The organism is Nonomuraea sp. NPDC049625, from assembly GCF_040675285.1.
Taxonomy (GTDB): Bacteria; Actinomycetota; Actinomycetes; order Streptosporangiales; family Streptosporangiaceae; genus Nonomuraea; species Nonomuraea angiospora_A.
In genome coordinates this window covers 21,244-45,486 of record NZ_JBFAOQ010000004.1, presented here as the reverse complement: position 1 = coordinate 45,486, position 24,243 = coordinate 21,244, and the positions used below count along the sequence as shown (strand labels likewise).

The 24,243-nt window shown below is 71.5% G+C and carries 22 protein-coding genes; 9 read left to right on the top strand and 13 right to left on the bottom strand.

Features of this window, described 5'->3' with window-relative positions; all coding sequences use genetic code 11:
* Window positions 1-125 precede the first annotated feature (125 nt).
* Entirely contained in the window at window positions 126-1,322 is a 1,197-nt protein-coding gene (locus tag AB0J87_RS18730; protein WP_363966697.1) for a transposase, read from the top strand.
* Between the two features lie 236 nt (window positions 1,323-1,558).
* Here AB0J87_RS18730 and AB0J87_RS18725 read toward each other — a convergent pair whose 3' ends face one another.
* The 6 genes from AB0J87_RS18725 to AB0J87_RS18700 are packed head-to-tail and all read right to left on the bottom strand — an operon-like array spanning window position 1,559 to window position 9,104.
* Window positions 1,559-3,373 carry a right-handed parallel beta-helix repeat-containing protein gene (locus AB0J87_RS18725; protein WP_363966695.1) on the bottom strand — a complete coding sequence of 605 codons (1,815 nt, stop codon included), beginning with the start codon at window positions 3,371-3,373 and terminating at the stop codon, window positions 1,559-1,561.
* Window positions 3,370-4,137 (bottom strand): hypothetical protein, encoded by a 768-nt coding sequence (locus tag AB0J87_RS18720; protein ID WP_363966693.1) that lies wholly within the window; start codon window positions 4,135-4,137, stop codon window positions 3,370-3,372. Before AB0J87_RS18720 ends, AB0J87_RS18725 begins: the two co-directional genes overlap by 4 nt.
* Before the next feature lie 8 nt (window positions 4,138-4,145).
* Entirely contained in the window at window positions 4,146-6,098 is a 1,953-nt protein-coding gene (locus AB0J87_RS18715) for a hypothetical protein (RefSeq protein ID WP_363966691.1), read from the bottom strand.
* A 2-nt stretch (window positions 6,099-6,100) separates the two neighbouring features.
* Complete coding sequence (locus AB0J87_RS18710; RefSeq protein WP_363966690.1) at window positions 6,101-6,871, bottom strand: carbohydrate ABC transporter permease; 771 nt, start codon at window positions 6,869-6,871, stop codon at window positions 6,101-6,103.
* A gap of 32 nt (window positions 6,872-6,903) precedes the next feature.
* Entirely contained in the window at window positions 6,904-7,836 is a 933-nt protein-coding gene (locus tag AB0J87_RS18705) for a sugar ABC transporter permease (RefSeq protein ID WP_363966689.1), read from the bottom strand.
* Window positions 7,833-9,104, bottom strand: coding sequence for an extracellular solute-binding protein (locus AB0J87_RS18700; RefSeq protein ID WP_363966687.1), 1,272 nt, complete (start codon window positions 9,102-9,104; stop codon window positions 7,833-7,835). Before AB0J87_RS18700 ends, AB0J87_RS18705 begins: the two co-directional genes overlap by 4 nt.
* Before the next feature lie 161 nt (window positions 9,105-9,265).
* On the opposite strand from AB0J87_RS18700, the gene AB0J87_RS18695 reads away from it, so the two are divergent.
* The gene (locus AB0J87_RS18695; protein ID WP_363966685.1) at window positions 9,266-10,354 is read left to right on the top strand and encodes an FCD domain-containing protein; all 1,089 of its coding nucleotides are present in this window, start codon (window positions 9,266-9,268) and stop codon (window positions 10,352-10,354) included.
* 83 nt (window positions 10,355-10,437) lie between these two features.
* Here AB0J87_RS18695 and AB0J87_RS18690 read toward each other — a convergent pair whose 3' ends face one another.
* Complete coding sequence (locus tag AB0J87_RS18690; protein WP_363966684.1) at window positions 10,438-12,840, bottom strand: glycoside hydrolase N-terminal domain-containing protein; 2,403 nt, start codon at window positions 12,838-12,840, stop codon at window positions 10,438-10,440.
* 193 nt (window positions 12,841-13,033) lie between these two features.
* Here AB0J87_RS18690 and AB0J87_RS18685 point away from each other — a divergent pair, with 193 nt between their 5' ends.
* A complete protein-coding gene (locus AB0J87_RS18685) occupies window positions 13,034-13,912 on the top strand; it encodes an aldo/keto reductase (protein ID WP_350733790.1) in 879 nt (292 codons plus the stop codon).
* 3 nt (window positions 13,913-13,915) lie between these two features.
* Complete coding sequence (locus AB0J87_RS18680) at window positions 13,916-14,746, top strand: amidohydrolase family protein (RefSeq protein ID WP_363966682.1); 831 nt, start codon at window positions 13,916-13,918, stop codon at window positions 14,744-14,746.
* On the opposite strand, the gene AB0J87_RS18675 is transcribed toward AB0J87_RS18680, so the two are convergent.
* Genes AB0J87_RS18675 through AB0J87_RS18650 form a run of 6 tightly spaced genes read right to left on the bottom strand, consistent with a single transcriptional unit; the run spans window position 14,743 to window position 20,170 of the window.
* Entirely contained in the window at window positions 14,743-15,783 is a 1,041-nt protein-coding gene (locus tag AB0J87_RS18675) for an aldose 1-epimerase family protein (protein WP_363966680.1), read from the bottom strand. The two genes, AB0J87_RS18680 and AB0J87_RS18675, sit on opposite strands and share 4 nt — an antisense overlap.
* The gene (locus AB0J87_RS18670; protein ID WP_363966678.1) at window positions 15,780-16,478 is read right to left on the bottom strand and encodes an SDR family oxidoreductase; all 699 of its coding nucleotides are present in this window, start codon (window positions 16,476-16,478) and stop codon (window positions 15,780-15,782) included. The genes AB0J87_RS18675 and AB0J87_RS18670 overlap by 4 nt, the downstream gene beginning before the upstream one ends.
* Window positions 16,475-17,491, bottom strand: coding sequence for a hypothetical protein (locus AB0J87_RS18665; RefSeq protein ID WP_363966676.1), 1,017 nt, complete (start codon window positions 17,489-17,491; stop codon window positions 16,475-16,477). The genes AB0J87_RS18670 and AB0J87_RS18665 overlap by 4 nt, the downstream gene beginning before the upstream one ends.
* Entirely contained in the window at window positions 17,479-18,669 is a 1,191-nt protein-coding gene (locus AB0J87_RS18660; protein WP_363966675.1) for a CoA transferase, read from the bottom strand. The genes AB0J87_RS18665 and AB0J87_RS18660 overlap by 13 nt, the downstream gene beginning before the upstream one ends.
* On the bottom strand, window positions 18,669-19,433 hold the full coding sequence (locus AB0J87_RS18655) for an enoyl-CoA hydratase/isomerase family protein (RefSeq protein ID WP_363966674.1): 765 nt from the start codon (window positions 19,431-19,433) through the stop codon (window positions 18,669-18,671). The genes AB0J87_RS18660 and AB0J87_RS18655 overlap by 1 nt, the downstream gene beginning before the upstream one ends.
* A gap of 26 nt (window positions 19,434-19,459) precedes the next feature.
* Window positions 19,460-20,170 carry a FadR/GntR family transcriptional regulator gene (locus AB0J87_RS18650; protein ID WP_350733778.1) on the bottom strand — a complete coding sequence of 237 codons (711 nt, stop codon included), beginning with the start codon at window positions 20,168-20,170 and terminating at the stop codon, window positions 19,460-19,462.
* A gap of 83 nt (window positions 20,171-20,253) precedes the next feature.
* Here AB0J87_RS18650 and AB0J87_RS18645 point away from each other — a divergent pair, with 83 nt between their 5' ends.
* Genes AB0J87_RS18645 through AB0J87_RS18625 form a run of 5 tightly spaced genes read left to right on the top strand, consistent with a single transcriptional unit; the run spans window position 20,254 to window position 24,113 of the window.
* Window positions 20,254-20,901, top strand: coding sequence for an aspartate/glutamate racemase family protein (locus tag AB0J87_RS18645; protein WP_363966673.1), 648 nt, complete (start codon window positions 20,254-20,256; stop codon window positions 20,899-20,901).
* Entirely contained in the window at window positions 20,898-22,145 is a 1,248-nt protein-coding gene (locus AB0J87_RS18640; protein ID WP_363966672.1) for a RuBisCO large subunit C-terminal-like domain-containing protein, read from the top strand. Before AB0J87_RS18645 ends, AB0J87_RS18640 begins: the two co-directional genes overlap by 4 nt.
* Before the next feature lie 22 nt (window positions 22,146-22,167).
* Entirely contained in the window at window positions 22,168-23,430 is a 1,263-nt protein-coding gene (locus AB0J87_RS18635; RefSeq protein ID WP_363966671.1) for a four-carbon acid sugar kinase family protein, read from the top strand.
* Window positions 23,431-23,463: 33 nt separating this feature from the next.
* Window positions 23,464-23,724 (top strand): type II toxin-antitoxin system VapB family antitoxin, encoded by a 261-nt coding sequence (locus AB0J87_RS18630; protein ID WP_350733771.1) that lies wholly within the window; start codon window positions 23,464-23,466, stop codon window positions 23,722-23,724.
* Window positions 23,721-24,113 carry a type II toxin-antitoxin system VapC family toxin gene (locus tag AB0J87_RS18625; protein WP_355201028.1) on the top strand — a complete coding sequence of 131 codons (393 nt, stop codon included), beginning with the start codon at window positions 23,721-23,723 and terminating at the stop codon, window positions 24,111-24,113. The genes AB0J87_RS18630 and AB0J87_RS18625 overlap by 4 nt, the downstream gene beginning before the upstream one ends.
* Window positions 24,114-24,243 lie beyond the last annotated feature (130 nt).

The window sequence follows — 24,243 nt, the reverse complement described above, 5'->3', positions numbered from 1 at the left end:
GGCCCGAGCGTGCCTTGACCTGTCAGGTCCGCGGGTCACAGATTTCCTTCCGGGTTTGTCGGTGCCGGCCGATATCGTGGTGGTCTCGTTACCGAGCGTGGGGGGACCGAGCGTGGGGGGTGGGTGTGCGCAGGTCGTTCAAGTTCCTGCTGCGCCCCACCGGCAAGCAGGCCGCCGCGCTCGCACAGTGTCTGGAAGACCACCGGGAGCTGTACAACGCGGCTCTCGAACACCGCCGTACGGCCTACCGCAAAGCCGGGGTGACGGTGCGCTATGGCGAGCAGTCGGCGGAGCTGAAGCACATCCGCGCCGACGACCCCGACGGTCAGGGCCGATGGTCGTTCTCCTCCCAGCAGGCCACCCTCCGCAGGCTGGACAAGGCGTACCGGGCGTTCTTCGACCGCGTCAAAGCAGGCCGCACGCCAGGGTTCCCGCGTTTCAAGGGGCGGGGCTGGTTCGACACGGTCGAGTGGCCCAAGGACGGCGACGGCTGCCGGTGGGACTCCCAGCCCTGCCACCCGGCCGCGACCTATGTGCGGTTGCAGGGCGTCGGGCATGTCCGGGTCCACCAGCACCGTCGTGTGCTGGGCATCGTCAAGACGATCAGCGTCAAGCGGGAAGGCGCCCGCTGGTTCGTCGTGCTGTCGTGCGATGAGGTGCCCGCGCAGACCCTTCCCGCTACGGGCGCGGTCGCGGGTATTGACATGGGTGTCGCCTCGCTGGCCACGACCAGCGACGGCGACCACGTCGAAAACCAGCGGCACCTTGCCACTTGCGCCGGCCGTCTGGCAGCGGCCCAGCGGGAGCTCGCCGGGAAGAAACGAGGATCCAAGCGGCGCCGTAAGGCCGTCGCACGGGTGGCGACCCTGCACGCCAAGGTGCGGCGGCAACGCCTCGACTCGGCGCACAAGGCCGCGCTCGCGCTGGTCCGCGGCTACGACGTGATCGTGCACGAAGCGCTGAACGTCGCGGGCATGACCCGGCGTGCCGCGCCGAAACCGGACGGCGAAGGCGGCTACCTGGCTAACGGCCAGTCGGCTAAATCCGGGCTGAACAAGAGCATTCTCGACGCGGGTTGGTCCGCGTTCCTGACGATCCTGTCGCACAAGGCTGAAAGCGCCGGTCGAGAGCTGATCGCCGTGAACCCCGCCAACACCTCCCGTGCCTGCTCGCGCTGCGGGCACTGCGCGAAGGAGAACCGTGTCACCCAAGCCGTCTTCCGATGTACGGGGTGCGGGTTTTCCGCGCACGCCGACGTGAACGCGGCGATCAACATCTTGAGGGCAGGGCTTGCCCTTCGCGACGCTGCGCAAGCGGCTTAGCGAGAAGCCGCTCCCTTCATAGAGCGGAGGAGTCACGATGCGTGCGCTCCAGGGGTGCGGCGCCCGCGCGACGGACGCGGACACAGGCTGCTAGGAGGCCGGACAAGCGGGCAGCCCCCGCCGCGATGCGACGGCGGGCGTCAGGTGTCGGACGGTGGACGGCGGACGGTGGGTGTCGGGCGGTGGGGCGAGGGCGAGCGCGAGGGCCCGGCCGGGCCGGACCCTCGCGATGGCGTCTAGCTCGGGATCGGGTACGGGAACGCGCTCGTCACACCGATCTTGTCGTACTCCATCTTCGAGGTGTCGAAGCCGTCCGCCCAGTTGGCGTTCTTGACCTCGTTGCACTTGTAGGCCTGGTACTTGTCGTCGCTGACCTTGCCCACCTCGACGTTCTCGATCGAGAACCCGCAGCCGCCCGCGTCCATGTGGACGCCGCGCGTGCCGGAGTCCGGCATCTGCCCGGCGGGGTCGTTGATGACGTCGCCGATCACCATCTGCGAGACGTAGTTGTCGATCGGGTGCGGTTCGACGTTGTGCACGCCGTAGGTGTAGAAGGCGCCCATGTCGCCGCTGTCGAGGCCGGTCTCCTCCAGGCGGATGTAGGAGAACCGGTTGTTGCGGGCGTAGTTGTCCTCGTTCTTGATCTCGGGACGGACCTCCAGGCTGATGCCGTAGCGGGCGCTGTGCTTGACGACGATGTTGCTGACCACGTTGTTACCGGTGCTCATCAGCTCGATGCCGGCCGCGTCGCCGGGCACCAGCTCGCCGACGTGGTAGATGTAGTTGTTGGCGAACGTGTGGTGCCCGGTGATGTCGCCCTCGCCGGGATAGCCGCCCTCCACCTTGATGCCGTCGCCGCCGATGTTGTCCAGCAGGCTGTCGGTCACCTTGACGCGCTCGTTGGCGAAGAGCAGGAAGACGCCCGTGAAGCCGCTGTCGGACAGGTGCAGCCTGGTCAGGTCGATGTCGCGGGAGTTCGTCACGGTGATCATGCCGAACCGGTTGCGCGGCAGCTCGATCTGCCGGTCGTAGATCGGGTACTTGTGCTCGTAGCCCGAGTCGCCGGCGGCGTTCCACCCGTAGCGGTACCAGTCGACGAAGTCGGAGTACTGCAGCGCCAGCCCGTCGAAGGAGAGGTTCTGCACCCGCCGCTCCGACGAGGACCCGGCCAGCGAGATGAGCGTCTTGACGGTGGGCGCCACGACCTTGTCGATCGAGCCCTTCGGCCAGTAGTAGACCTCGCTGTTGGCGAAGTCGAAGTAGTACTCGCCCGGCTGGTCGAGGAAGCGCAGCGTGTTCTGCAGGAAGTAACGCGAGCCGCTGCGGCTGTTGACGAGGCTGAAGCGGGTGTCGTGGTTGAAGGTGAAGAAGTTCTTGCGGAAGTCGGCCCCGCCCAGCGGCACGGTGTCGCTGAACCAGCTCCACGACCCGCCCGACCAGACGACCATCTGGGCGTTCTTGTCGAAGTCGGCGTCCCACTCCTTCGGGACGTCCTTGGGGTCGAAGAAGAGCCAGTTGTGCACGGCCTGGTACTCCGCCTCCGGCAGCACCGAGAACAGGTACGGCGACCAGAGGTCGTCGCTGGTCCTGTTGGGGTAGCGGGCGGTGGTGGCGCGCTTGCCGTCCTCGAAGAGGGTGTAGAAGTTCCGGTCGACCTTGGTCTTGTAGATGTTGTCGTCGTACTTCTGCCAGCCCGTCAGCGGCCTGGCCCCGAGCAGCCTGGCCTTGCCGGGGCCGTCGGCGCTGCGGTAGATGATCTTGTGGCTGTTCTCGCCGGAGTCGGCCTCGGTGAAGGTGATCGTCTTGTCGACCACGTAGTCACCGGTCTTGAGGTTGACCACGATGTCGCAGTTCTGGTGGTACTTCTTCTTGGCCCGGAGCTGGTCGCGGGCCTGCTCGATGGACTTCCACGGGCGCTGGGCGCTGCCGTCGCCGCGGTCGCCGCCTGAGGGGGAGACGAAATAGTCACACGTCTTGGCGGCAGCCGCCGGGGTCGGGGTCGTCAGCCCGCCCAGGAGTAAGACGACCGCGCCCAGGGACCTGAGGATCACTGGCTCTCCTTAACTTCCCGCCACCGCTCGTACTCGGCGCGGGTCTCGGGGGTGAGTGGGTAGTAGTCGGAAAGCGCCCCGCCCTCCTCGATGCGGGCGCGGCTGTAGCGCTCCCACTGCTCGTGGTCGGCGGCGGCCTCGAGCACCGACGTGGCGCGCCGGCGCGGCACGACCACGGCGCCGTCGTCGTCGGCCACGCACAGGTCGCCGGGCAGCGCGAGCGCCCCGCCCACGGCCACCGGCACGTCGTACGCCCACGGGAACAGCTCCGCCTGCGAGGCGTAATGAGGGGTCGCGCCCGTCGTCCAGAGCGGCAGCCCGATGCCGCTCACCCGGGGCAGGTCCCGGATCCTGCCGTCCACGACGATGCCCGCGCCGCCCTTGCGCTTGAAGTAGCGCACCAGCATGTCGCCGAAGCAGCCGGTGTACGCGCTGCCGTACGCCTGCACGAGCAGCACGTCGCCGGGCTCGATCGTCTCCAGCACGGCCCACAGCGCGGTGTGCCGCTCGACGTACTCCTGGCCGAGCCCGGAGGCGATGTCCTCGCGCTGTGGCATGAACTGCAGCGTGCGGACCCGGCCGGCGATCTTCTGCCCCTGGGCGATGGGACGCGGTCCCTCGATGAAGGTCCGCCGGATGCCCTGGGCGTGCAGCTTGGCGCAGGCGGTGGCCGAGCTGATCCGCTTCAGCCCCTCCACGAGGACGGGGTCGGGTCCGGCGGGCAGCTGCCCGCGAACAGGCAGATCCCAGATGGCGTCGTCCATGTAACTCCTCAGTAGTACTGGTGTGACGGCGTGCGGACGCGCGCGGTCGTGTGCAGGTCGAGCCGGATGCGGCGGCCGGGCGGCAGCTCGACGACGAGGCGCGGCCCGTCCACCGTCACCTCCCGCTCCGACTCGGTGATCGGGGGAGTGGTGTAGGAGCGCGGGTCACCGGGGTAGTCCTCGTCCCCCCGGGTGATGACCGCGCGGTCGATGCGGTGCTCGCCGAACGCGCCCGCCTGGAGCACGACTCTTCGGGTGTGGGTGAGGCCGAGGTTGACCAGCTCGACGCGGGTGCCGTCGGGGCGTACCGAGTCGACCAGCGCGGCCACGTCCCGGGGCAGCCCCGGGCGGTGGCGGTCGGCGTCGAAGTAGGCCAGCCGGGTGGGCAGCAGCCCGCCGTTGTAGAGCACCTGCGGGGTGCCGGTGACGAGCTGCAGCAGCGCTTCGGTGAGCACGGGGTTGAGCCGCTGCCAGTGGTGCACGTGGATGGCGGACAGGTCCTCGTGGTCGGCGTCGATGAGCGCCATCCGGCGCTGCACCTGCCCGAGCGCGGTGGACAGCATGGCCTCGGGGAAGCCGGGGTTGGCGCCGCGCAGGAACTCCAGCCAGGGCGCCTCGTGCCCGGCCTCCTCCTTGTTCCGGAACGGGCGCACCGTGGCCCAGTCGTATCCGGAGGCGGCTCTCAGCCGGTCGAGCCGCTCGGCGTCCTGCCCTCTGAGAGCGGTCTGTCCTCCGAGCGAGGTGTGCCAGAGCCAGACGGGCAGGCCGAGCTGCGGCGGCTGGAAGTCGAACCAGCCCCCGTCGTCGTGCCGGTTCGGCACCAGCATGGTGGGCTTGCCGGCCTCGTCGCCCAGCTCGGCCAGCCAGCGGTCGCTGGTGCTCATCTCCGTCTCGGTCACGCCGGCCTGGATGGCCTTGTCGTACACGATCTCCAGGGGGTCGCGGCCGATGGCGAGCGCGGCTTCGTCGCCGGTCAGCAGGTGGGCGTTGACGGCGGCGATCGCGGCGGCGGCGCCGACGCTGTAGAGGCCGTGCGGCCACTGCCAGCCGTAGGTGCCGCCGTACCAGCGGCCGCCGTGCAGCTCGCCGACCTCGCCGGACAGGCCCACGTTGTCGGGCAGGATCCCGCCGTTGGCCGCGGCCCGGCGCTCCCAGGCGCCGATGTAGCGCAGGGCCCAGTCGCGGTAGCGGTCGTCGCCGTCGTACAGCCAGGCGTTGACGGCCAGGCTGGTCGCGGCCAGGTTGACGGCCACGTCGCCGCGGCCGAGGCGCTCGTTCATGGCGGCGCCCATGCGGGCGGCGTTGCTCGGGTCGCCCAGGTCCGCCCACTCCGCGATGCCCGGCAGGTCGCGCAGCGGCAGGCCGTACGGCCGCATGCTGATCAGGTCGGTGTGGTAGGAGGCCCACTCCCACTGCAGGCCGTAGCGGGGGCCGCCGGCGCCGTTGTGCGGGGCACGGATGATGTCGTGCTCGGCGTCGTAGTTGGCCGAGCCGGGCAGGTAGAGGTCGGCGAAGCGGCGGGCGCGCTCGCGGAATTGCTCGTCGCGCGGGTCGGCGGCGCAGATGCCGTAGAACAGCAGCAGCGACTCGCCCTGGTGGAACCAGTCATAGCCGCGCTCGAACTCGTCCACCAGGTAGCCCAGCTCGGTGAGCTGCGCGGTCACGCCCTCCCAGTGGTGCTTCGAGGCGTCCAGCAGGTCGTCGGCCCCGCCCAGCTGGTAGAGCGTGGGCCAGTTGAAGAACGCCTCGTAGAAGTCGTCGGCGCCGTCCCGGTCGGCGGCCGGTCCGTGGTAGACGAGCCGGCCGTCGGGGCCGCAGTAGCGGGCGGCGAAGGCCCGCCAGGCCTCGTCGAGGGCGTCGAACAGCCTGCGCTCGAGCACCGCCCAGACCGGTGGCACGCCGAGCGGGACGGTCGCCGTGACGGAGGGACCGTTCGCGGGTCCCGGAGATACTGTCCGCATCTTCACCCTTTCGTTGCTCCGGCGGTCAGGCCGCTGATGATGTGCCGTTGCATGAAGACGAAGAAGACCAGCAGCGGGGCGATGGCCAGCAGCAGCGTCGGGAAGACCACCGTGTAGTCGGTGGAGTACTGGCTGACGGCCGCGTAGACGCCGGTGGTCACGGTGTAGAGGCCGCTGCCGGGGCCCAGGATGATCTGCGGGTTCACGAAGTCGTTCCACACCGAGAAGGTGTTGAGGATGACCATCGTGGCGACCGCGGGCCTCATCAGCGGGAAGACGATCTGCCAGAACGTACGCAGCCTGCCCGCCCCGTCCACGGCCGCCGCCTGGTCGAGCACGGCCGGGATGGTGGCGATGTAGCCGGCGTACAGGAAGATCGAGAACGGTAGCGTTAACACGGTCTCGAACAGCACGAACCCCCGGATGGTGCCCATCAGGCCGAGGGTCTTGAGCACGTACACGACGGGGATGACCAGCACCTGGCCCGGGATGAACGTCCCGGCCAGGAAGAACAGCATCAGCATCCGGAAGCGGCGCTTCGGGCTGCGCGCGATCACGTACGCGGCCGGCGCGGCCAGCACCACCGACAGCACGTTGACCGCCACCACGAACAGCAGCGTGACCGCGTAGCCCTTGACCACGTTGAACTGCGGGTTCGTCAGCGCCCTGCCCAGCGGCTCCAGCGTGAGACCCCCCAGGCCGAACGGGTCGGCCAGGATGTCCTGCTGGCCCTTGAACGCGTTGACGGTCAGCACGTACAGGGGGATCAGCATGAAGGCGACGGTCGCCCAGAGAAACGTCCTTCTCACTGGTGGACCGCCAGTTCCCCGCGCCTGCGCAGCCTGGTCACCACGAACGCCAGCGCCGCCGTCACCAGCATGAGCAGCACCGACTGCGCGGAGCCGAAGCCGAGGCGGGCGTCGTGGAAGGAGTTCCACAGGATGAGGTAGGCGACGGTCTGCGTCTGCCCGGCCGGGCCGCCCGCCGTCAGCGACACCACCAGGTCGTACGTCTTGAGCAGCGTCACCAGCGACAGCACGATGTTGACCGTCACGGACGGGCCGAGCGCCGGGAGCGTCACGTTCCTGAACACCTGCCGGCGCGTCGCGCCGTCGATGCGCGCCGCCTCGATCAGGGAGTGCGGCACGGCCTGCAGCCCCGCCAGGTAGAGCACCACGTTGACCCCGAACCCGGCCCACACCAGCACCCCGATCATGGTGACCGTGGCCCACGCCGGGTCCGACAGGAACGGCAGCACCTCGCCGCCCCACTTCGTCACCAGGTTGTTGACCGCGCCGTTGGTGCCGAGGATCGCCGACCAGAGGAAGCCGACCACGAGGGCGCTGAGCACGTGCGGATAGAACAGGACGATCCTGAAGAACGTGTTCGCCTTCGAGGCGCCGTTCACCAGGAGGGCGAAGCCGAGGCCGAGCAGGTTGAGCCCGGCCGTGCCCGCGGCGGCGACCAGCAGGGTGACGAGGGCGGCGCGGCGCAGCTCGGGGTCGTCGAGGAGGTCGAGGTAGTTGGCGGCGCCGACGAAGGCGGGGTCGGCGCTGAAGCCGTCCCAGTCGGTGAGGCTCAGGTAGAGCGCCAGGCCGACCGGGACGATCAGCATCACGGTGTAGAGGACGGTGGCGGGGGCGACCATGATCGTGGTGGCCCACCCGTCACCGCGCCTGGTCTTCGGAAGGGCGGGGGCTTCGGGGACGGCTGGGGGCGCTTCCCGGGTGAGCGTCATTTGCGGCCGGCCAGCCAGCGGTCCACGCCCTCGGCCACTTCCTTGGGCGACTTGCCCACGTACAGGCCCTGGACCTCGGTGTTCCACGCGGCGTTGAAGCCCTTGGGGAGGGTCGCGTCGCCGTACCCCTCACCCTGCGGGACGCCGGAGGGGGCGCTGTCGAGGATCTGCTGCACCTGCTTCTCCAGCGGGGTGAACTCGCGCTCCACGCCGGCGCGGAAGTTGCCGTCCTGCTTGAGCTGGCTCTTGACCGCCGCCTGGTCGGTGACGAGCCACTGCACGAGCTTGAGGGCCGCGTCCTTGTTCGGGGTGGACTTGAGGATCATGTACGGGGCCGCCATCGTGGCGCCCTGCGGACCCGGATACGCCTGGCCCTTGTCGACCGGGGCGGGGAAGACGCCGACCTCGAAGTCCTTCGTGGACTTGGCCTCGGCGGCGGTGAACCAGCTGCCCATCACGTACATGGCGGCCTTGCCGGACAGGAACGCGGTCTCGGCGTCGGCGTACTTCGTGCCCAGGGCGTTCTTGTCGACGTAGCCCTTGTCGATCCAGGTGCGGTAGCGCTCCAGGTAGGGCAGCAGCGACTCGCCGGCCTTGAGCTTGCCCGCCTTGACGTCCTGCTGCCAGGTGGGGTGGAGCTGGGCGCGCGACGGTCCGGAGAACTGCAGCAGCTGGAGCCCGGTCAGGAACTCGCCGCCGGTCTGCAGCGGCAGCCACCCGGCCGTCTTGAGCTTGCCCATGGCGGCGTCGAACTCGTCGAGCGTGGCCGGCGGCTTGTCGATCCCGGCCTTGTCGAACGCGCTCTTGTTGTAGAAGACCAGCGACTGCGCCTGCACGCCGACGCCGACCGTGTAGATCCTGCCGCCCAGGCTCGCCTCCTTGGCCAGCGGCGTGTCCTTCGCCCACGGCTGGTCGGTCAGGTCGAGCATCTGCTTGGAGAGCGTCTCGTCCACCGTCAGCGTCTCGACCACGTCGGGCGCGTTGCCCGCCGCGAGCTGCTGCGGCAGCGTGTCGGCCACGCCCTTGCCGGTCGGCGCCTCGACCTTGACGTCGACGCCGGGGTTGGCCTGCTCGAACGGCTTGACCAGGCCGTCCCAGTACGCCTGGGTGAGGTTCGGGGTGATGTTGACCAGCATTCGCACGGTGATCTGGCCGCCCTCGCCCTGCTTGGCCTGCGAGTCGCCGGCGAAGCCGCCCCCGCCGCAGCCGGTGAGCAGGAGCAGGCAGCTGAGGGCTGTGGGAGCGAGGAATGGATGGGGGGAACGCATCGCACCTCCAAGGGGGCGAGATCTGCGACGCCTTTTAATGGGTCGATACTCGATTAGCGATTATTTAATACGTTGGTCACATGGCCTCGTCAAGGGGCTATGTGGTGCTACAAATAAGTTTCCAGCGGATGACTGAGTCATAAATACGTTAAGGTGGGGCCGTGGCTGGACGCGATGACGACAAGCGGCTGATGCTGGGCGAGGAGGAGCGCACCGCGCTGCGCGAGTGGGCCGAAGGGTCCTCCGGGGGTCTGGGACTGCGCAGCCGGATCGTGCTCGCCTGCGCGGACGGGCTGCCGCGCAAGGAGATCGCCGACCGGCTCGACGTGAGCCCGGCGACGGTGGCCAAATGGCGGGCCCGCTTCGTGGAGCGCGGGCTCGACGGGCTGGCGGACGCGCCCCGGCCCGGCCGCCCGCGCACCGCGGAGCGGCAGGAGGCCGAGCGCGTGATCGCCGCCGCGGCGGTCGGCACGGCCGTGCCCTCGACCCGTACGATGGCGCGCCAGCTCGGGCTGTCGCAGTCGACGGTGGCCCGGATCTGGCAGGAGCAGCAGATCGCGCCGCCCGCGGCCCGGCTGCTGCCCAGGGAGCTCCTGTCCGACCGCGTCTACGCGCTGCTGCGCGGGTGGATCGTCTCGGGGGAGCTGGTGGCTGGGCAGCGGCTGGTGGAAGCGGAGATCGCCCGCCGGGTCGGCACCAGCCAGGCCCCGGCGCGTGAGGCGATCAAGCGGTTGGCGCACGAGGGGCTGGTCATCTCCTATCCCAACCGGGGGAGCTACGTCGCGGAGATCTCGGACGAGCAGGCCCGGGAGGTCCGTGACATCAGGGTGCTGCTGGAGGAGTATGCCGCACGGGGCGCCGCCGCCCGCATCCAGGCCGACACCCTGCGGGAGCTCTCGGCCGACGTGCTGGCCATGCGGCAGGCCGCCCAGGACGGGGACATCGGCGCCTTCCGCGACGCCGACCTGGCCTTCCACCGGCGGGTCTGCGCGGCGTGCGGCAACTCGTTCCTGCTGCGGCTGTGGCGGACCATCGAGTCGAACCTGTGGAGCCTGCACGTGGTGGGCAACCCGCTGTACGACGGGGACTGGACGGCCATGGCGGGCCACCACGACGACCTGGTGGCGGCCCTGGCGTCGGGCGACCCGGACGAGGCGGCCCGCCTCTTCGCCGCCCACGCCCGCGGCGAAGCCTCCCGCACCCGCCCCCGCACCCGCACCTCCCCACCCCCGCCCACCGCCACCGTCTGAGCGGCGCCGCGTCCGGACGGGGTGCGGTGGAGCCCGGCGCCCAGGCAGGGCGCTTGCCCGGGCGGGGCGGGGGCGGGTGGGGGTCAGGGGGACGGGGTGAGGTCGTAGGTGGTGCCTCGGCGGGTGTCGAGGACGACGACGTTAGGCTCCGGGCGGGAGACCGTGACCGGGCGCCCGCCCGACGTCACCGTCACCGGCGCGGCGGTCCGGAGGGTGAGTTCGCGGCCCAGGTCCGAGCGGATGCGCCCCCCGGTCAGCGCGCCCGCGCTCCATGACAGGTCCACCTCGAAGCCGCCCCGCGCCCGGAAGCCCCGGATCGACCCGGCCGGCCAGGCGGCGGGCAGGGCGGGCAGCAGGTGCACCTGGTCCCCGTGGCTCTGCAGCAGCATCTCCGTGATCCCCGACGTCCCGCCGAAGTTGCCGTCGATCTGGAACGGCGGATGCAGGTCGAACATGTTCGGCGCCGTACGGGCGGGCAGCAGCAGGTTCGACAGCCGCTTGTACGCCTCAGCAGCGTCCAGCAGCCGCGCCCAGAAGTTGATCTTCCAGGCGAGCGACCACCCGGCCCCCGCCTCGCCGCGCAGCTCCAGGGTGCGCCGGGCGGCGGCGGCCAGGTCGGGCGACAGCCGCGGATCGATCTGGTGGCCGGGAAAGAGGCCCCACAGGTGCGAGATGTGGCGGCTGCGCGAGAGGGCCGCGTCCCCCCGGTAGTCCTCCTGCCACTCCTGGATCTGCCCCAGGTGGCCGATCTGGTTGGGGACGAGTTTCGACCGGGCGTCCGCGGCCTTGGCGCGCATGTCCGCCTCGACCCCCAGGATCTCCGACGCCTCCGAGAAGGCCCCGAACAGGTCCCGCAGGATCTGCATGTCCATGGTGGGCCCCGCGCAGATGCTGACGTTCTCGCCGCCGTCCTCGTGGTGCCCGACCTCCGGGGAGTGCGACGGGTTCGTCACCAGGTAGCCGCTCCGGGGATCGGTCTGCAGCGTGTCCAGGAAGAACTCCACCGACCCCTTGATCAGCGGGAAGTGCTCGCGCAGGCGCCGCTCGTCCCCCGTGTAGAGGTAGTGCTCCCAGAGCATCAGGCACAGCCACGCCCCGCCGCTGGGCCACACGCCGTAGAAGGCGAAGTCCACGGGCGCCGTCCCGCGCCAGCCGTCGGTGTTGTGGTGCGCCACCCAGCCCTTCGCGCCGTACTGCGCCGCGGCGGTCCTCGCCCCGGTCTCGGCCAGGTCCTTGATCAGGTCGAACAGCGGGTCCATGCACTCGACCAGGTTCGCGGGCGCGGCGGGCCAGTAGTTCATCTCGCAGTTGATGTTGATCGTGTACTTCGACTCCCACGCGGGCGTGAGCGAGTCGTTCCAGATGCCCTGCAGGTTGGCGGCGTAGCCGGGCGAGCGGGAGGAGGAGATCAGCAGGTAGCGCCCGAACTGGTAGTACAGGGCGGCCAGTCCGGGGTCGGTGTCGAGCTGCTTGCGCGCGATCCGCTGGTCGGTGGGGAGCGCGGCGGCCTCCGAGGTGCCCAGGTCGATCTCGAGCCGCCCGAAGAGCCGCTGGTAGTCCCGTACGTGCTTGCGCTTCAGCACCTCGTACGGCTGCCCGCACGCACGCGTGAGATGCCGGCCCGCCACCTCGGCCGGGTCGCCGCCGACGTCCTTGTAGCTGCGGTAGCTGGAGCCCATGGAGATCAGCAGCGTGACCTCGTCCGCCCCCTCGACGATCAGCGTGCCGCCGTCGGTGCGGACCGCGCCGCCGCGGGCCTCCGCCCTGGCCAGGGCCCGGAAGCGGACCTCGCCCTTCAGGCCCTGCGTGTCGGCGCTGACCCCGTCCAGGGCGATGGAGTCGCGGCCGGCGGAGGAGGTGGAGGACGCCTGCGGGCTGGTGAAGGCCGCCTGGAACGTCACCGAGCCGGGCTTGTCGGCCGTGTGGCGGACGACGACGACCTGGTCCGGGTTGCTGGCGAAGACCTCGCGCGTGTGGCGCACGCCGTCCCGCACGTACGTGACCGTCGTGACGGCCCGGGACAGGTCCAGCTCGCGGCGGTACTCCGTGAACTCCGCCGCGCCCGGGAAGGTCAGCGTGAGGTCGCCCAGCACCTGGTACGGCGCCTGCTCGCTGGGCTTGCCGAGGAACTTCTTGTCCGCCAGGTTCTGGGCGGCCTGCCACTTGTCCTCCCAGACCAGCCGCCTGATCTCGGGGAGCGCGGCCAGCGCCTCGGGGTTGTCGTAGTCGTGTGGCCCGCCGGCCCAGATGCTGTCCTCGTTGAGCTGCAGGCGCTCGGTGGCCACGCCGCCGAAGACCATGGCCCCGAGCCTCCCGCACCCGACCGGCAGCGCCTCCAGCCAGGCCGCCGCCGGGCGGTCGTACCAGAGCTTGAGCGGGCCGGCGGCCGTGGAGGCGTGCGCGGGGGTGGTCACGAGCAGGGACCCGGCCGCGGCGCCTAAGCCGGTCTTGAGTACGCCTCGTCGTGTGTAGCCGTCGTTGGACACCGTCACTCCTGTTCCAGAACACGGTGGAGGGGGGAGCGCATGGATGCGTACGACCTGTCCGGCTCAGCAGCCGCTCACAGGGACGCCACAAGCGCGGTGAACGTAGGATGTATCTTTACGCGAAGAAGTCATCTGATGTCCATACCTCCCGTAGATCTAGCCGAAAGATGGGAGCTCTGCTAGGTTGCCGATCATGGAGAAACTCGGACGCAGCGGCGTTGGCGTTTCCCGGATCGGCCTCGGCACCGCGCCCCTGGCAGGGCTCTACACCGCGGTCGGCGACGAGCAGGCCGCCGCCACGCTCGACGCCGCCTGGTCCGCGGGCGTCCGCTACTTCGACACCGCCCCCCGCTACGGCTCCGGCCTGGCCGAGAGGAGGCTGGGAAGCTTCCTCGCGGGTGTCGACCGGTCCGAGGCGACGGTGTCCAGCAAGGTCGGCGCGCTGCTCGGCCCCGCCAGGCGCGACTACACCGTGGAGGGCGTCTACGCCTCGCTCGCCGCCAGCCTCGAACGCTCCGGGCTCGACGCGTTCGACATCCTGCTCATCCACGACCCCGACGACCACTGGGAGGAGGCCGTGCGGCACGCCTACCCGGCGCTCGCGCGGCTGCGCGAGCAGGGCGGGGTGCGGGCGATCGGCGTCGGCATGACGCAGGCCGAGATGCTGGTCAAGTTCGTGCGGGAGACCGACGTCGACTGCGTGATGGTGGCCGGCCGCTACAGCCTGCTCGACCGCACGGCGGCCGACGAGTTGCTCCCGCTGTGCGCCGAGCGCGGCACAGGCGTGCTGGTGGCGGGGGTGTTCAACGGCGGCATCCTGGCCGACCCGGGGCCCGGCGCGTACTACGACTACGCCCCGGCGCCCGAGCCCGTGCTGAAGCGGGCGCGCCGCCTGGCCGAGCGCTGCGCCGCGTACGACGTGCCGCTCGCGGCGGCCGCGCTCCAGTTCCCGTTGCGCCACCCGGCCGTGACCGGCATCGTGGTCGGCGCCCGCAGCCCCGAGGAGGTGGCCGAGGACCTCGCCCTGGCCGCCACCCCGATTCCCGAAGCCCTCTGGACCGAGTTGGACTGAAGCATGACCCGTATCGACGCCCACCACCACATCTGGGACCTCGCCGCCCGCCCGCACGGCTGGCTCGACCCCGAGCCGATGGCGCCCGTCCGGCGCACGTTCACCCTCGACGACCTCGCCGGGCCCGCGGCCGCGGCCGGAGTGACCGCGACCGTGCTGGTGCAGGTGCTGCCCGATCTGGCCGAGACGCGCGAGTTCCTGGCGCTGGCCGCGAAGTCCGACCTGGTCGCGGGCGTCGTCGGCTGGATCGACCTGACCGCGCCCGACGCCGCCGACACCCTGGCGGGCCTGCCGGCCGGGCTGGTGGGCGTCCGCCACGGCGTCCAGTCCGAGCCGGACCCCGACTGGCTCACCCGGCCCGACGTGCGCCGCGGGCTCGCCGCGGTGGCCGCCGCCGGGCTGGCGTACGACCTGCTCACGCTGCCGCACCAGCTCCCCGCCGCCGTCGACACCGTGACGGCCATGCCCGAGCTCACGTTCGTGCTCGACCACCTGTCCAAGCCGCCGATCGCCACCGGCGAGCTGGAGCCGTGGCGCAGCCGGATCCTGGAGCTGGCCGCCCGCCCGAACGTCTACTGCAAGCTGTCCGGCATGGTCACCGAGGCCGACTGGGCGTCCTGGCAGGTGGCCGACCTGCGGCCGTACGCCGAGACCGTCCTGGAGGCGTTCGGGCCCGAGCGGGTGATGTTCGGCTCCGACTGGCCGGTCTGCCTGCTCGCGGCCGGGTACGACCAGGTCGCACAGGCCGCGGACGACCTGTGCGCCGGGTTGTCGGAAGGCGAGCGGGCCGAGGTCTTCGCCGGTACGGCCCGCCGCGCGTACCGGCTCCACTAGGAGACGCGGAAGGTCGTGCGGTAGGTCCGCGACTCCTGCGGGCCCAGCCAGATCATGCTGCCGTCCTCCCGCGCCGCCGCGTCGCCCGACACGTGGTGGGTGGACGGCTCCAGGCCGACGGCGTAGTTGCCCGAGCGCAGGTTCAGCCACTCGAAGAAGTACGGGAACTCCTCCGCCCGCCACTCCACGGTGACCTTCATCCCGAGCCGGTCGTTGGCCACCGCCACCCGGTGCAGCCCGTCCGCGCCGGGGTTGAGCGCGTGCTCGTACACCTGCTCCACGAACCCCGGCGCCGGCCCGGGGAAGGTCACGTGGTCGGCCTTCTGCTCGGCCACGCTGTCGCTCTGCCAGAGCGTCTCGCGGATGTCGGCCTCCAGCCGGGCGCCCTCGTCGAGCAGCGGCCAGCCCAGGTTGATGTGGTACAGGAACATGTGCGGCGCCGGCTCGAACCCGGCGTTGGTGACGGTGTCGACGAGCCTGATCTCGTCGCCGCCCAGGTCGGCCTCGATGCGGCGGACCAGGCGCAGGTTCTCGGCGAACACCGCGGCCTGGCGCACCTCGCCCTCGGCCCACAGCACGCAGCGGTCGCCGTCCCAGCGCTCGCCGTACCCGGTGAGCCGGGCCGGGAGGTTGCCCGCGCGGCCGTGCAGCCCGTGCCGCACCGACTGCCGGGGCGGGTAGTGGTAGGTGCCGGCGGGCACCTCGCCCCCGAACAGCGTGTGGTCGAGCCCGGCCGTGACGATGAGCCCGGAGAACGAGCGCAGCCAGGACAGCCCGTCCTCGTCGGCGTTCTCGTGCAGCCCGGGGTGGCGGAAGCCGGTGGGGGAGCGCCAGCCGAACGAGCGCCCGGCGTGCTCGGCGTGCCCGATGTCCATGCACCTGTCCACCAGCACGTCGAACGCCAGCCCCGAGCCGGTACGGAACTCCAGCGTCCTGATGCCCCGCTCGACCCCGTCCCCGAGCGTCACCAGCCGGACCCCGCCGGCCGCGCTCAGGTCCCCGGTCAGCTCGGCCAGCCGCCTGCGGTCCGGCGTCATGCCATCACCCACCCTCCGTTGACTTCGATGGTCTGGCCCGTGACGAACGACGCGTCCGGGCCCGCGAGGAACGACACCACGGCCGCCAGCTCGTCGGGCGTCCCGCGCCGCTGGAGCGACTGCCGCTCCAGGACGAACCGGTTGTACGCCTCGGGGTCCTCGTGGATCTCCTCGGCCGCCGTCGGGAACGCGCCCGGCGAGACGCAGTTGACCCGGATCTCCCGCGGTCCCAGCTCGCGGGCCAGCGCCCTGGTCAGCGCCGCCGCCGCGCCCTTGGTGGCCACGTACGCGGCCAGGTCGGACCAGCCGCCGTGCATGGTGATCGAGGCGATGTTGACGATCGCGCCGCCCGAGGTCATCTGCCCGGCCGCGTGCTGGGCGGCCAGCCAGTAGGCCCGCTGGTTGACGGCGTGCACGTCCTCGTACTCGGCCAGCGGCACCTCCAGGAACGGCCTGGCGGGGTAGATCGCCGCGTTGTTGACGAGGATGCCGACCGGGCCGAGCCGCGCGGCCGTCTCGGCGAACGCGGACTCGATCGCGGCCGGGTCGCGCAGGTCCACCTTCAGGTTGAGCGCGCCTTCGAGGGAGCCGGCGTCGAGGTCGAGCGCCGCCACCTGGTGGCCGTCGGCGGCCAGCCGGCGGACGATCGCCCTGCCGAGCGCTCCGGCGGCGCCTGTCACGAGCGCCGTGGTCATGTCTGCCTCCATTCCTTGTGCAGGTCCCTGACCAGGTCGCGGGGCCGGACGCGGGCGAGCAGCCCGTCGCGGACCAGCGCGGACGACCGCTCCTGCAAAGCGATGTAGCCGGGGAAGCGCGGCCTGATCCAGGCGGCCTCCAGGGTGGCGAGCGTGGGGTCGCCCTGCCAGGCGGAACGGGCCGCGGGCTGCCCGCCGGTGGCCGGGAACAGCTTCGTCTGCACGGGCTCCGACACCAGGCGGCGCAGGTGGGCGCGGACGGCCTCGCGGATCGAGCCGACGCGCCGCCTGGAGACCACGAGCCCGGTGCCGCCGAGCACGCTCCCGGGCGGCTCGCCCGGCCAGGCGGGGGCGTCCGAGAAGGTCAGAGGGTAGGTCACGTAGCCGTACAGAAGGGGGCAGAAGTCCACCCCGCCGGCCGTCATGGTGTCGAGCACGCCGATCGGGTTGAGCAGCGACACGTCGCGGTCGGCCCGCGCGAGCAGCTCCGACATGAGCTCCAGCGCCCGCTCCCCGGCCGCCTCGTCGAGGAAGTCACCCGAGCACAGCGCGCAGAACATGAGGAACGCGTGCGGCCCGCCCAGGCACAGCGCCATCCGCGTGTCCCGCGCGAACTCCGCCATCTCCGGCCACGTCCTCGGCACCTCGACGCCGGGCCCGGCCGCGCTCACCTGGGTGGCCGCGTCGAGCGGCAGCGCCCACTGGCGGCCCTCCAGGTGGTAGCTCTCGTAGCTCCTGCCGACGAACCGCGTCTCCACCGGCTCGTCGAACAGCTCGTCCATCGGCACCAGCGCGTCCATGGCCGCGCCCAGCCCGGGATGGTCGATCACGAGCACGTCGTACGTCTCGCACAACTTCGCGATCGGCTCCGACTCGAACCCCTCCAGGGGCTGCCGGTCCCACTCGATCGGCTCCGGCACGTCCCCGTAGGGGTTGTCCCCTGCCAGGTCGAGCCGGGTCAGCTCGTCCAGCGGCGCGTACCCCCGGGGATGGTCCCAGGTCAGTCCTCGCATGCCAGCACGCCCTCCGCCACCAGCTCGGCCGTGCGCTCCGGCGGGTAGCCGAGCTCCTCCAGCAGCTCCCTCGTGTGCTCGCCGACCAGCGGCGCGCCCCGGCGCACCCGCGGCGGGGTGGCGCTGAAGCCGTAGGGGAAGCCGGGCGTGGTGACCGTGCCCTCGGTGCGGTGCTCGTACGTGACGAACGAGCCGTTGTGCTTGACCTGCGGGTCCGCCACCAGCTCCGCGTACCCGTACACCGGGCCCGCCCACAGGTCGTGGCGGGCGCAGATCTCCAGCCACTCGGCCGTCGTCCGCTCCGGCAGCCGCCCGGCGACCATCGCGGTGATCTCGTCGCGCCGGGTGTGGCCGTCGGCGTCGCCGTCCATGGCGGCCAGCTCCGGCAGGTCGAGCGCGACCGCGAGCGCGTCCAGCCTGGGCATCCCGAGCGCGAGGTAGCCGTCCTTGGTGGCGAACACCCCGTACGGCGCGCGGATGTAGGTGTGGCCGTGCGGCTCGTGCCCGCGCCGCTGCGGCACGCCGCCGACCGTGAAGATCGACAGCTCCTGCATCTGCACGGCGACGGCCGCGTCCAGCATGTTGACGCTCACCCGCTGGCCCTCGCCGGTCCGCTCGCGGTGCAGCAGCGCGGCCAGCGCGCCCTCGAAGGCGCTGTAGGCGGTGATGGCGTCGATGGCGTACGTGCCGGCGGGCGCGGGCGGGTCGCCGTCGCGGCCGGTGCTCAGCATGGCGCCGCTCATGGCCTGCAGGAGCAGGTCCTGGCCGGGTCTCGACACGTACGGGCCCGTCTCGCCGTACCCGGACATGGAGACGTACACGATGCCCGGGTTGATGGCGCGGATCGTGTCGTAGTCCATGCCGAGCCGCTCGGCCACGCCGGCGCGGTAGTTCTGCAGGAACACGTCCGCCGTCGCGGCGAGCTTGTGCACGATGGCGCGGCCCTCGTCGGACTTGAGATTGACGGCGAGGCTGCGCTTGTTGCGGTTGAGGGACAGGAACGAGGCGTTCACCTGGTTCCCCGTCGCCCCGCCCGCCGGGGCGTGCCGCTGCCACTCGCCGGTCACCGGCTCCACCTTGACCACGTCCGCGCCCAGGTCGCCCAGCCGCATGGCGGCCAGCGGGCCCGCCATGGCGATGGACAGGTCGACCACGCGGTAGCCGTCCAGGACGCCCATCAGCGCCCCTCGAAGACGGGCTCGCGGCGCCCGGCGAAGGCGGCCCGGCCCTCGGCCGCGTCCTCCGTGGCGAAGCAGACGGTCTGCAGGTCGCGCTCGTACTGGATGGCCTGGTCGAGCGGCATCGAATAGGCCGCCTTGAGGTTGGCCTTGGCGGTCTGCGCGGCGATCGGCGGCCGCTTGGCGATCGTCGCGGCCAGTTCGAGAGCCGCCGGCACCAGCTTCTCCTGCGGGAACACGTCGGTGACCAGCCCCCAGCTCTGAGCGCGGGCGGCGTCTATGGGGTCGCCGGTGAGCAGCATCGTGGCGGCGTTGCCGGGCCCGACGGAGTGGGCCAGCAGCGCCGACTGGCCGCTGCCGCCGATCCAGCCGAGCTTGATCTCCGGCGCGGCGAACGTCGCCGTCTCGGCCGCCAGGCGGATGTCGCAGGCCATGGCCAGCTCCAGGCCGCCGCCGTAGGCGTAGCCGTTGACGGCCGCGATGATCGGCTTGCGCAGGGCGCGGACCGCGTCGCCGTAGTCGCCGCGGTTGCGGAACTCCCACGGCGTGGCGTACTCGTCCAGCTCGCGGATGTCGCTGCCGACGCAGAACGAGCGCTCGCCCGCGCCCGTGAGCACCGCGACCCGGATGGCGGGGTCGGCGTCCACCCGGCCCAGGCAGGCACGCAGCGCGGCGGCCATGTCAGGGGTGATCGCGTTGAGCTTGGCGGGTCTGTTGAGGGTGACGACGGCCACGGGGCCGTCCACGTCGATGAGGACGTCCAAAGTCAGCTCTTTCTTGCTGGAGATAGCTAGCAGCAGAGGCGTACGTGCTGCTCGGCGTCGGCGCGGGCGACCTCGACCACCTCGCGCATGGCCTCCTCGGCCTTGCGGTGGTGCCGTCGCCTGATCGCCAGCGCCACGCGCTCGTGGCCGGGCAGCGTTTCCTTGTTGTGCGCGACCGAACGGGTGTGCACCTGCCGGACGGAGCGCAGGGCGATGCTGATCATGTCGTAGATGTAGAGCAGCAGGTCGTTGTCCGCCGCGGCGAACACCGCCTTGTGGAAGGCCAGGTCGGCCTCGATGAAGGGTTCGGGGTCGTCGGCTGTGGCGTACAGCGCGGCCAGGGCCTCGTCGATGCGCCGCACCGCGACCGCGTCCGCCCGCTCGGCCGCCACCCTGGCGGCGCCAGGCTCCAGCGCGACCCGCAGGTCGGCCAGCATCTGGATGTCCCGGGGGCGCGGCTCGGGCTCGAACCGCCAGCTCAGGACATCGGGGTCGAGCAGGTTCCAGGACTCGCGCGGGCGCACCCTGGTGCCCGCGCTCCGCCTGGTCTCCAGCAGGCCCTTGCCGGCCAGGACCTTCACGCCCTCCCGGACCGCGGAGCGGCCGATGCCCAGCTCGCCCACCAGGTCCTCCTCGATCGGGATGGACGTGCCGGGAGCGAGCTCGCCCGTGACGATGCGGGGGCCGAGGGCCTGGACCACCTGGGCGTGCCTGTCCCGCTTGGGATCGATTGCCACGCTCCGGACGCTACCGCTCCCGCCTGATTTTTCATAGCATTTCATCCGATGAAGATGACATTTCATCTGATGAAGTGAGGCTCATGACAAAGAGGCTGGGACTGATCCACACCTCCGCGACCCTGGTCGACGTGTTCGCCAAGCTGTGCGCCGAGCACCTGCCGGGAGTCGAGACCTTCAACATCGTCGACGACAGCCTGATCAAGAACACCATCGCCGCCGGCCGGCTCACCCCGCGGACCGCCCGCCGCGTGGCCGGCCACATCGGCTCCGCGGAGGCGGCCGGGGCCGACCACATCCTGGTGACGTGCTCGTCGATCGGCGCCGCCGTGGAGGCCGCCGAGCCGCTGACGGGCGTGCCGGTGACCCGGGTGGACCGGCCGATGGCCGACCGTGCCGTCGCCCTCGGCCGCCGGATCGGCGTGCTCGCCACCCTGTCCACCACCCTCGAACCCACCGCCGACCTGGTACGCCGTCGCGCGGCCGCCTCGGACAAGGAGGTCTCGCTGACAGCCAGGGTGTGCGAGGGGGCGTTCGAGGCGCTGATGGGCGGGGACGCCGCCACGCACGACGCGCGGGTGGCCGGGGCGCTGGCCGCGCTGGCCGCCGAGGTGGACGTGATCGTGCTGGCCCAGGCGTCGATGGCCCGCGTGGCCGGTACGGTCGAGGCCCCGGTCCCGATCCTCGCCAGCCCGCCGCTCGCCATGGAGCACCTGGCGGCCGTGCTGTGAGCGGCGAGCTCACGGTCGCGACGTACCGGGTGCTCACCCGCCTCCCGCTGGAGCAGGCCGTGAGCGCGATCGCGGGGGAGCAGAGCACCGGCACCTTCGTCAGCGTGCGCGGCGAGACCGACGAGTTGCGCGCCCGCCACAGCGCCGTGGTGCTGTCCATCACGGAGACCGCGCCCGGCTCCGAGCCCCTGCCGGGCGCGATCGGGGACGGGCCCCTGACGGCGGCCCTGGTCAGGATCGGTTTCCCGCTGGCGAACACCGGTCCGTCGCTCACGAACCTGCTCCCGGTGGTCGCGGGCAACCTCTACGAGCTGCGCGAGCTGGCCGGGCTCAAGCTGGTGGACCTGGAGCTGCCCGACGCCTTCGGGGCGGCCTACCTGCCGGCGGGGTTCGCCGTCGAGGGCACCCGGCGGCTGGTCGCCCGTCCCGAAGGCGTGCTGATCGGCACCATCGTCAAGCCGAACGTCGGGCTGCGCCCCGCCGACTACGTGGACCTGGTGCGCGAGCTCGGCCTGGCCGGAGCCGACTTCATCAAGGACGACGAGGTGAACGCCGACTGCCCGCCGGCCCCGCTCCCCGAGCGGATCCGCGCGGTGACGGCCGCACTCGACGAGGTGGAGCGGCGGACCGGGCGGCGGCCGATGTACGCGTTCAACATCAGCGACGAGCCCGACCGGATGCTGCGCAACCACGACCTGGTGGTGGCCGCCGGCGGCACCTGCGTGATGGTCAACCTCAACGTCGTCGGCTTCCCGGCCGTCGCCATGCTGCGCCGGCACGCCAGGGTGCCGATCCACGGCCACGTCACCGGCATCGGGGCGCTGGCCCGCCACCCGGGGCTCGGGATGGGCCACGTGGCGTACCAGAAGCTGGCCCGGCTGGCCGGGGTCGACCAGCTGCACTGCGGCGGGTTCCACAGCAAGTTCTACGTCACGGACGACGAGGTCGCCGCCACGGTGGCGGCGGTCCGGGAGCCGCTGCTCGGCGGCTTCCCCTGCCTGCCGGTGCTGTCGTCCGCCCAGTGGGCCGGCACCGCGCCCGTCGCCCTGGCCCGTACGGGGACCACCGACCTGCTGGTGCTGGCCGGGGGCGGCGTGCTCGGCCACCCGGACGGTCCGGCCGCGGGGATCACCAGCATGCGCCAGGCCTGGGCGGCCTCCGTGGCGGGCGTGCCGCTGGACGAGGTGGACGAGCCGGAGCTGCGCGCGGCGCTGACGTACTTCGGCGGGGTGATCCGGAAGTGAGGCTGGAAGGGGTGAGGTGGCCGTGACGTCGTTCGCCTTCGTCGCGGACGACTTCACGGGGGCGACCGACGCGTTGTGGCAGTTCAGGCGGTTGGGGTTGACCGGCTCCCTGGTCACCGACGCCGGCCGTCTGGACGACGCGTACGACGTCATCGGGATCGCCACCACCGCCCGGGCGTCGGCGGACCCGGTGCCGGTGGTGCTGCCCGTGCTCAAGGCCGTGGCGGCGCTGCGGCCGCTGGTGATCCAGTACAAGGTCTGCTCGACGTTCGACTCCTCGCCCGCGCACGGGAGCATCGGGGCGGTTATTGCGGCCCTCCACCGTGAAGGGCTGGCGCGGGGCCCGGTCCCGGTGCTCGCCGCTCAGCCGGAGCTGGGGCGTTACACGTGGTTCGCGAACCATTTCGTACGCTCGGGCGCCGAGGTCCACCGGCTCGACCGCTACCCGCCGATGCGCGACCACCCGGTCACCCCCGCCTCGGAGTCGGACCTCCGGATCCGCCTGGCGGAGCAGGGGGCGGGGCGGGTCGGCTGGCTGCCCGCGTCGCCCGCGCCGTCGGAGGAGGCGTATCGGGCGCTGGGGGAGGACGCGGCCTTCGTGGCGGACGCCCAGACCGAGGAGCACGTCCGCGCGCTCGGCCGCCTCCTGCTCGCCGACGCGGGAAGCCGGGGCGGGCCGCTGTACTGCGTCGGCTCCGGCGGCCTGAGCCACGCCCTCGCCTCCGCCCACGTGGCGGCGGCCGGTGCGGGGCGGCGGCGGGAGCCCGAGCCGCTCGGCCCCGCCGCCCCCGTGCTGGTCGTGTCGGGCAGCCGCTCTCCGATCACCGTCCGTCAGATCGACGCGGCCGAGCGGGCGGGGTGGCGCGTGCTGGACGCCTTCAGCGGGCTTCGAGGCGCGACAGGCTCCTTCGCGGGGCTCCTCGCCGAGGTGGCGGAGAGCCTGGGGGAGGGGCGCCACACGATCGTCCAGTCGACCCGCGGCCCGGCCCGGGACCCCGCGGCCATCGGGGACCTCCTCGGGCGGATCGCCTCGGTGGCCGTCCGCGCCGGGCTGGTCGGGCGGCTGGTGGTGGCGGGCGGCGACACCTCGGGCCAGGTCGTGGCCGCGCTCGGCGCCCGCTCCCTGGACGTGGTCGCCGCGCTGGCCCCTGGCGCGCCGGTATGCGTGCTGACCTCGGACGATCCTGCATACGACGGGCTCGAAGTGGCGCTGAAGGGTGGCCAGGTGGGCGGTGACGACTACTTCCTGGCCGTCGCAGCTGAAGGCCCAGGGGAGAAAGGGTAGAATCTGAGTAAGGACAGGGTAGAAGGAGGCGTCGTGAGCTTGAACATCAAAAATCCCGAGGCCGAACGGCTGGCAGCGGAGATCGGCGCGCTCACGGGAGAGAGCAAGACCGCCGCCGTCATCTCCGCCCTGCGCGAGCGGCGCGAGCGTCTGCTTGCCAAGCGTCTGGAGGAAGAAGACGCCACGATGGCGGAAGAACTGCTCGCGCTCGCCGCGAAGATCCGCTCGAGATTGGGTGATGCGGACCTGTCCACCGACTTCCTGTATGACTCCGAGACGGGGCTCCCCGCGTGATCATTGACACCAGCGCGATCGTCGCGATCCTCAAGGGAGAGCCGGATGCCGCCGCCTTTACTGAAGCAATCCGAGATGCCGTGTTGCGCCGTATGTCGGCCGCGACGTATCTGGAGGTAGCCGCCGTGGTCGAGCGTACGCGCGATCCGGCCGCTTCCCGACTCCTGGACGATTTCCTGAGCAGGATGAAGGTCGAAATCATGCCTGTCACAGTGCAGCAGGCACGCATCGCCCGTCGGGCTTACTGGGACTATGGCAGGGGGAGTGGGCACAAAGCTGGGCTGAATTACGGCGACTGCTTCTCCTACGCGCTGGCAAGAGATTGTCATGAGCCACTGCTCTTCAAGGGCGACGACTTCGTTCACACCGACGTCACACCGGTGCTGTGACGACTGCGTGCTCCACGCCGCCGCCCTGACATACCTCGCGTACGACCTACGGAGTACGGACCGCGCCCTGGCACACGCCCACGGGCGCAGCGGGAAACGCCCCTCGCGCCTGATGTACCGAGCCCTCCGC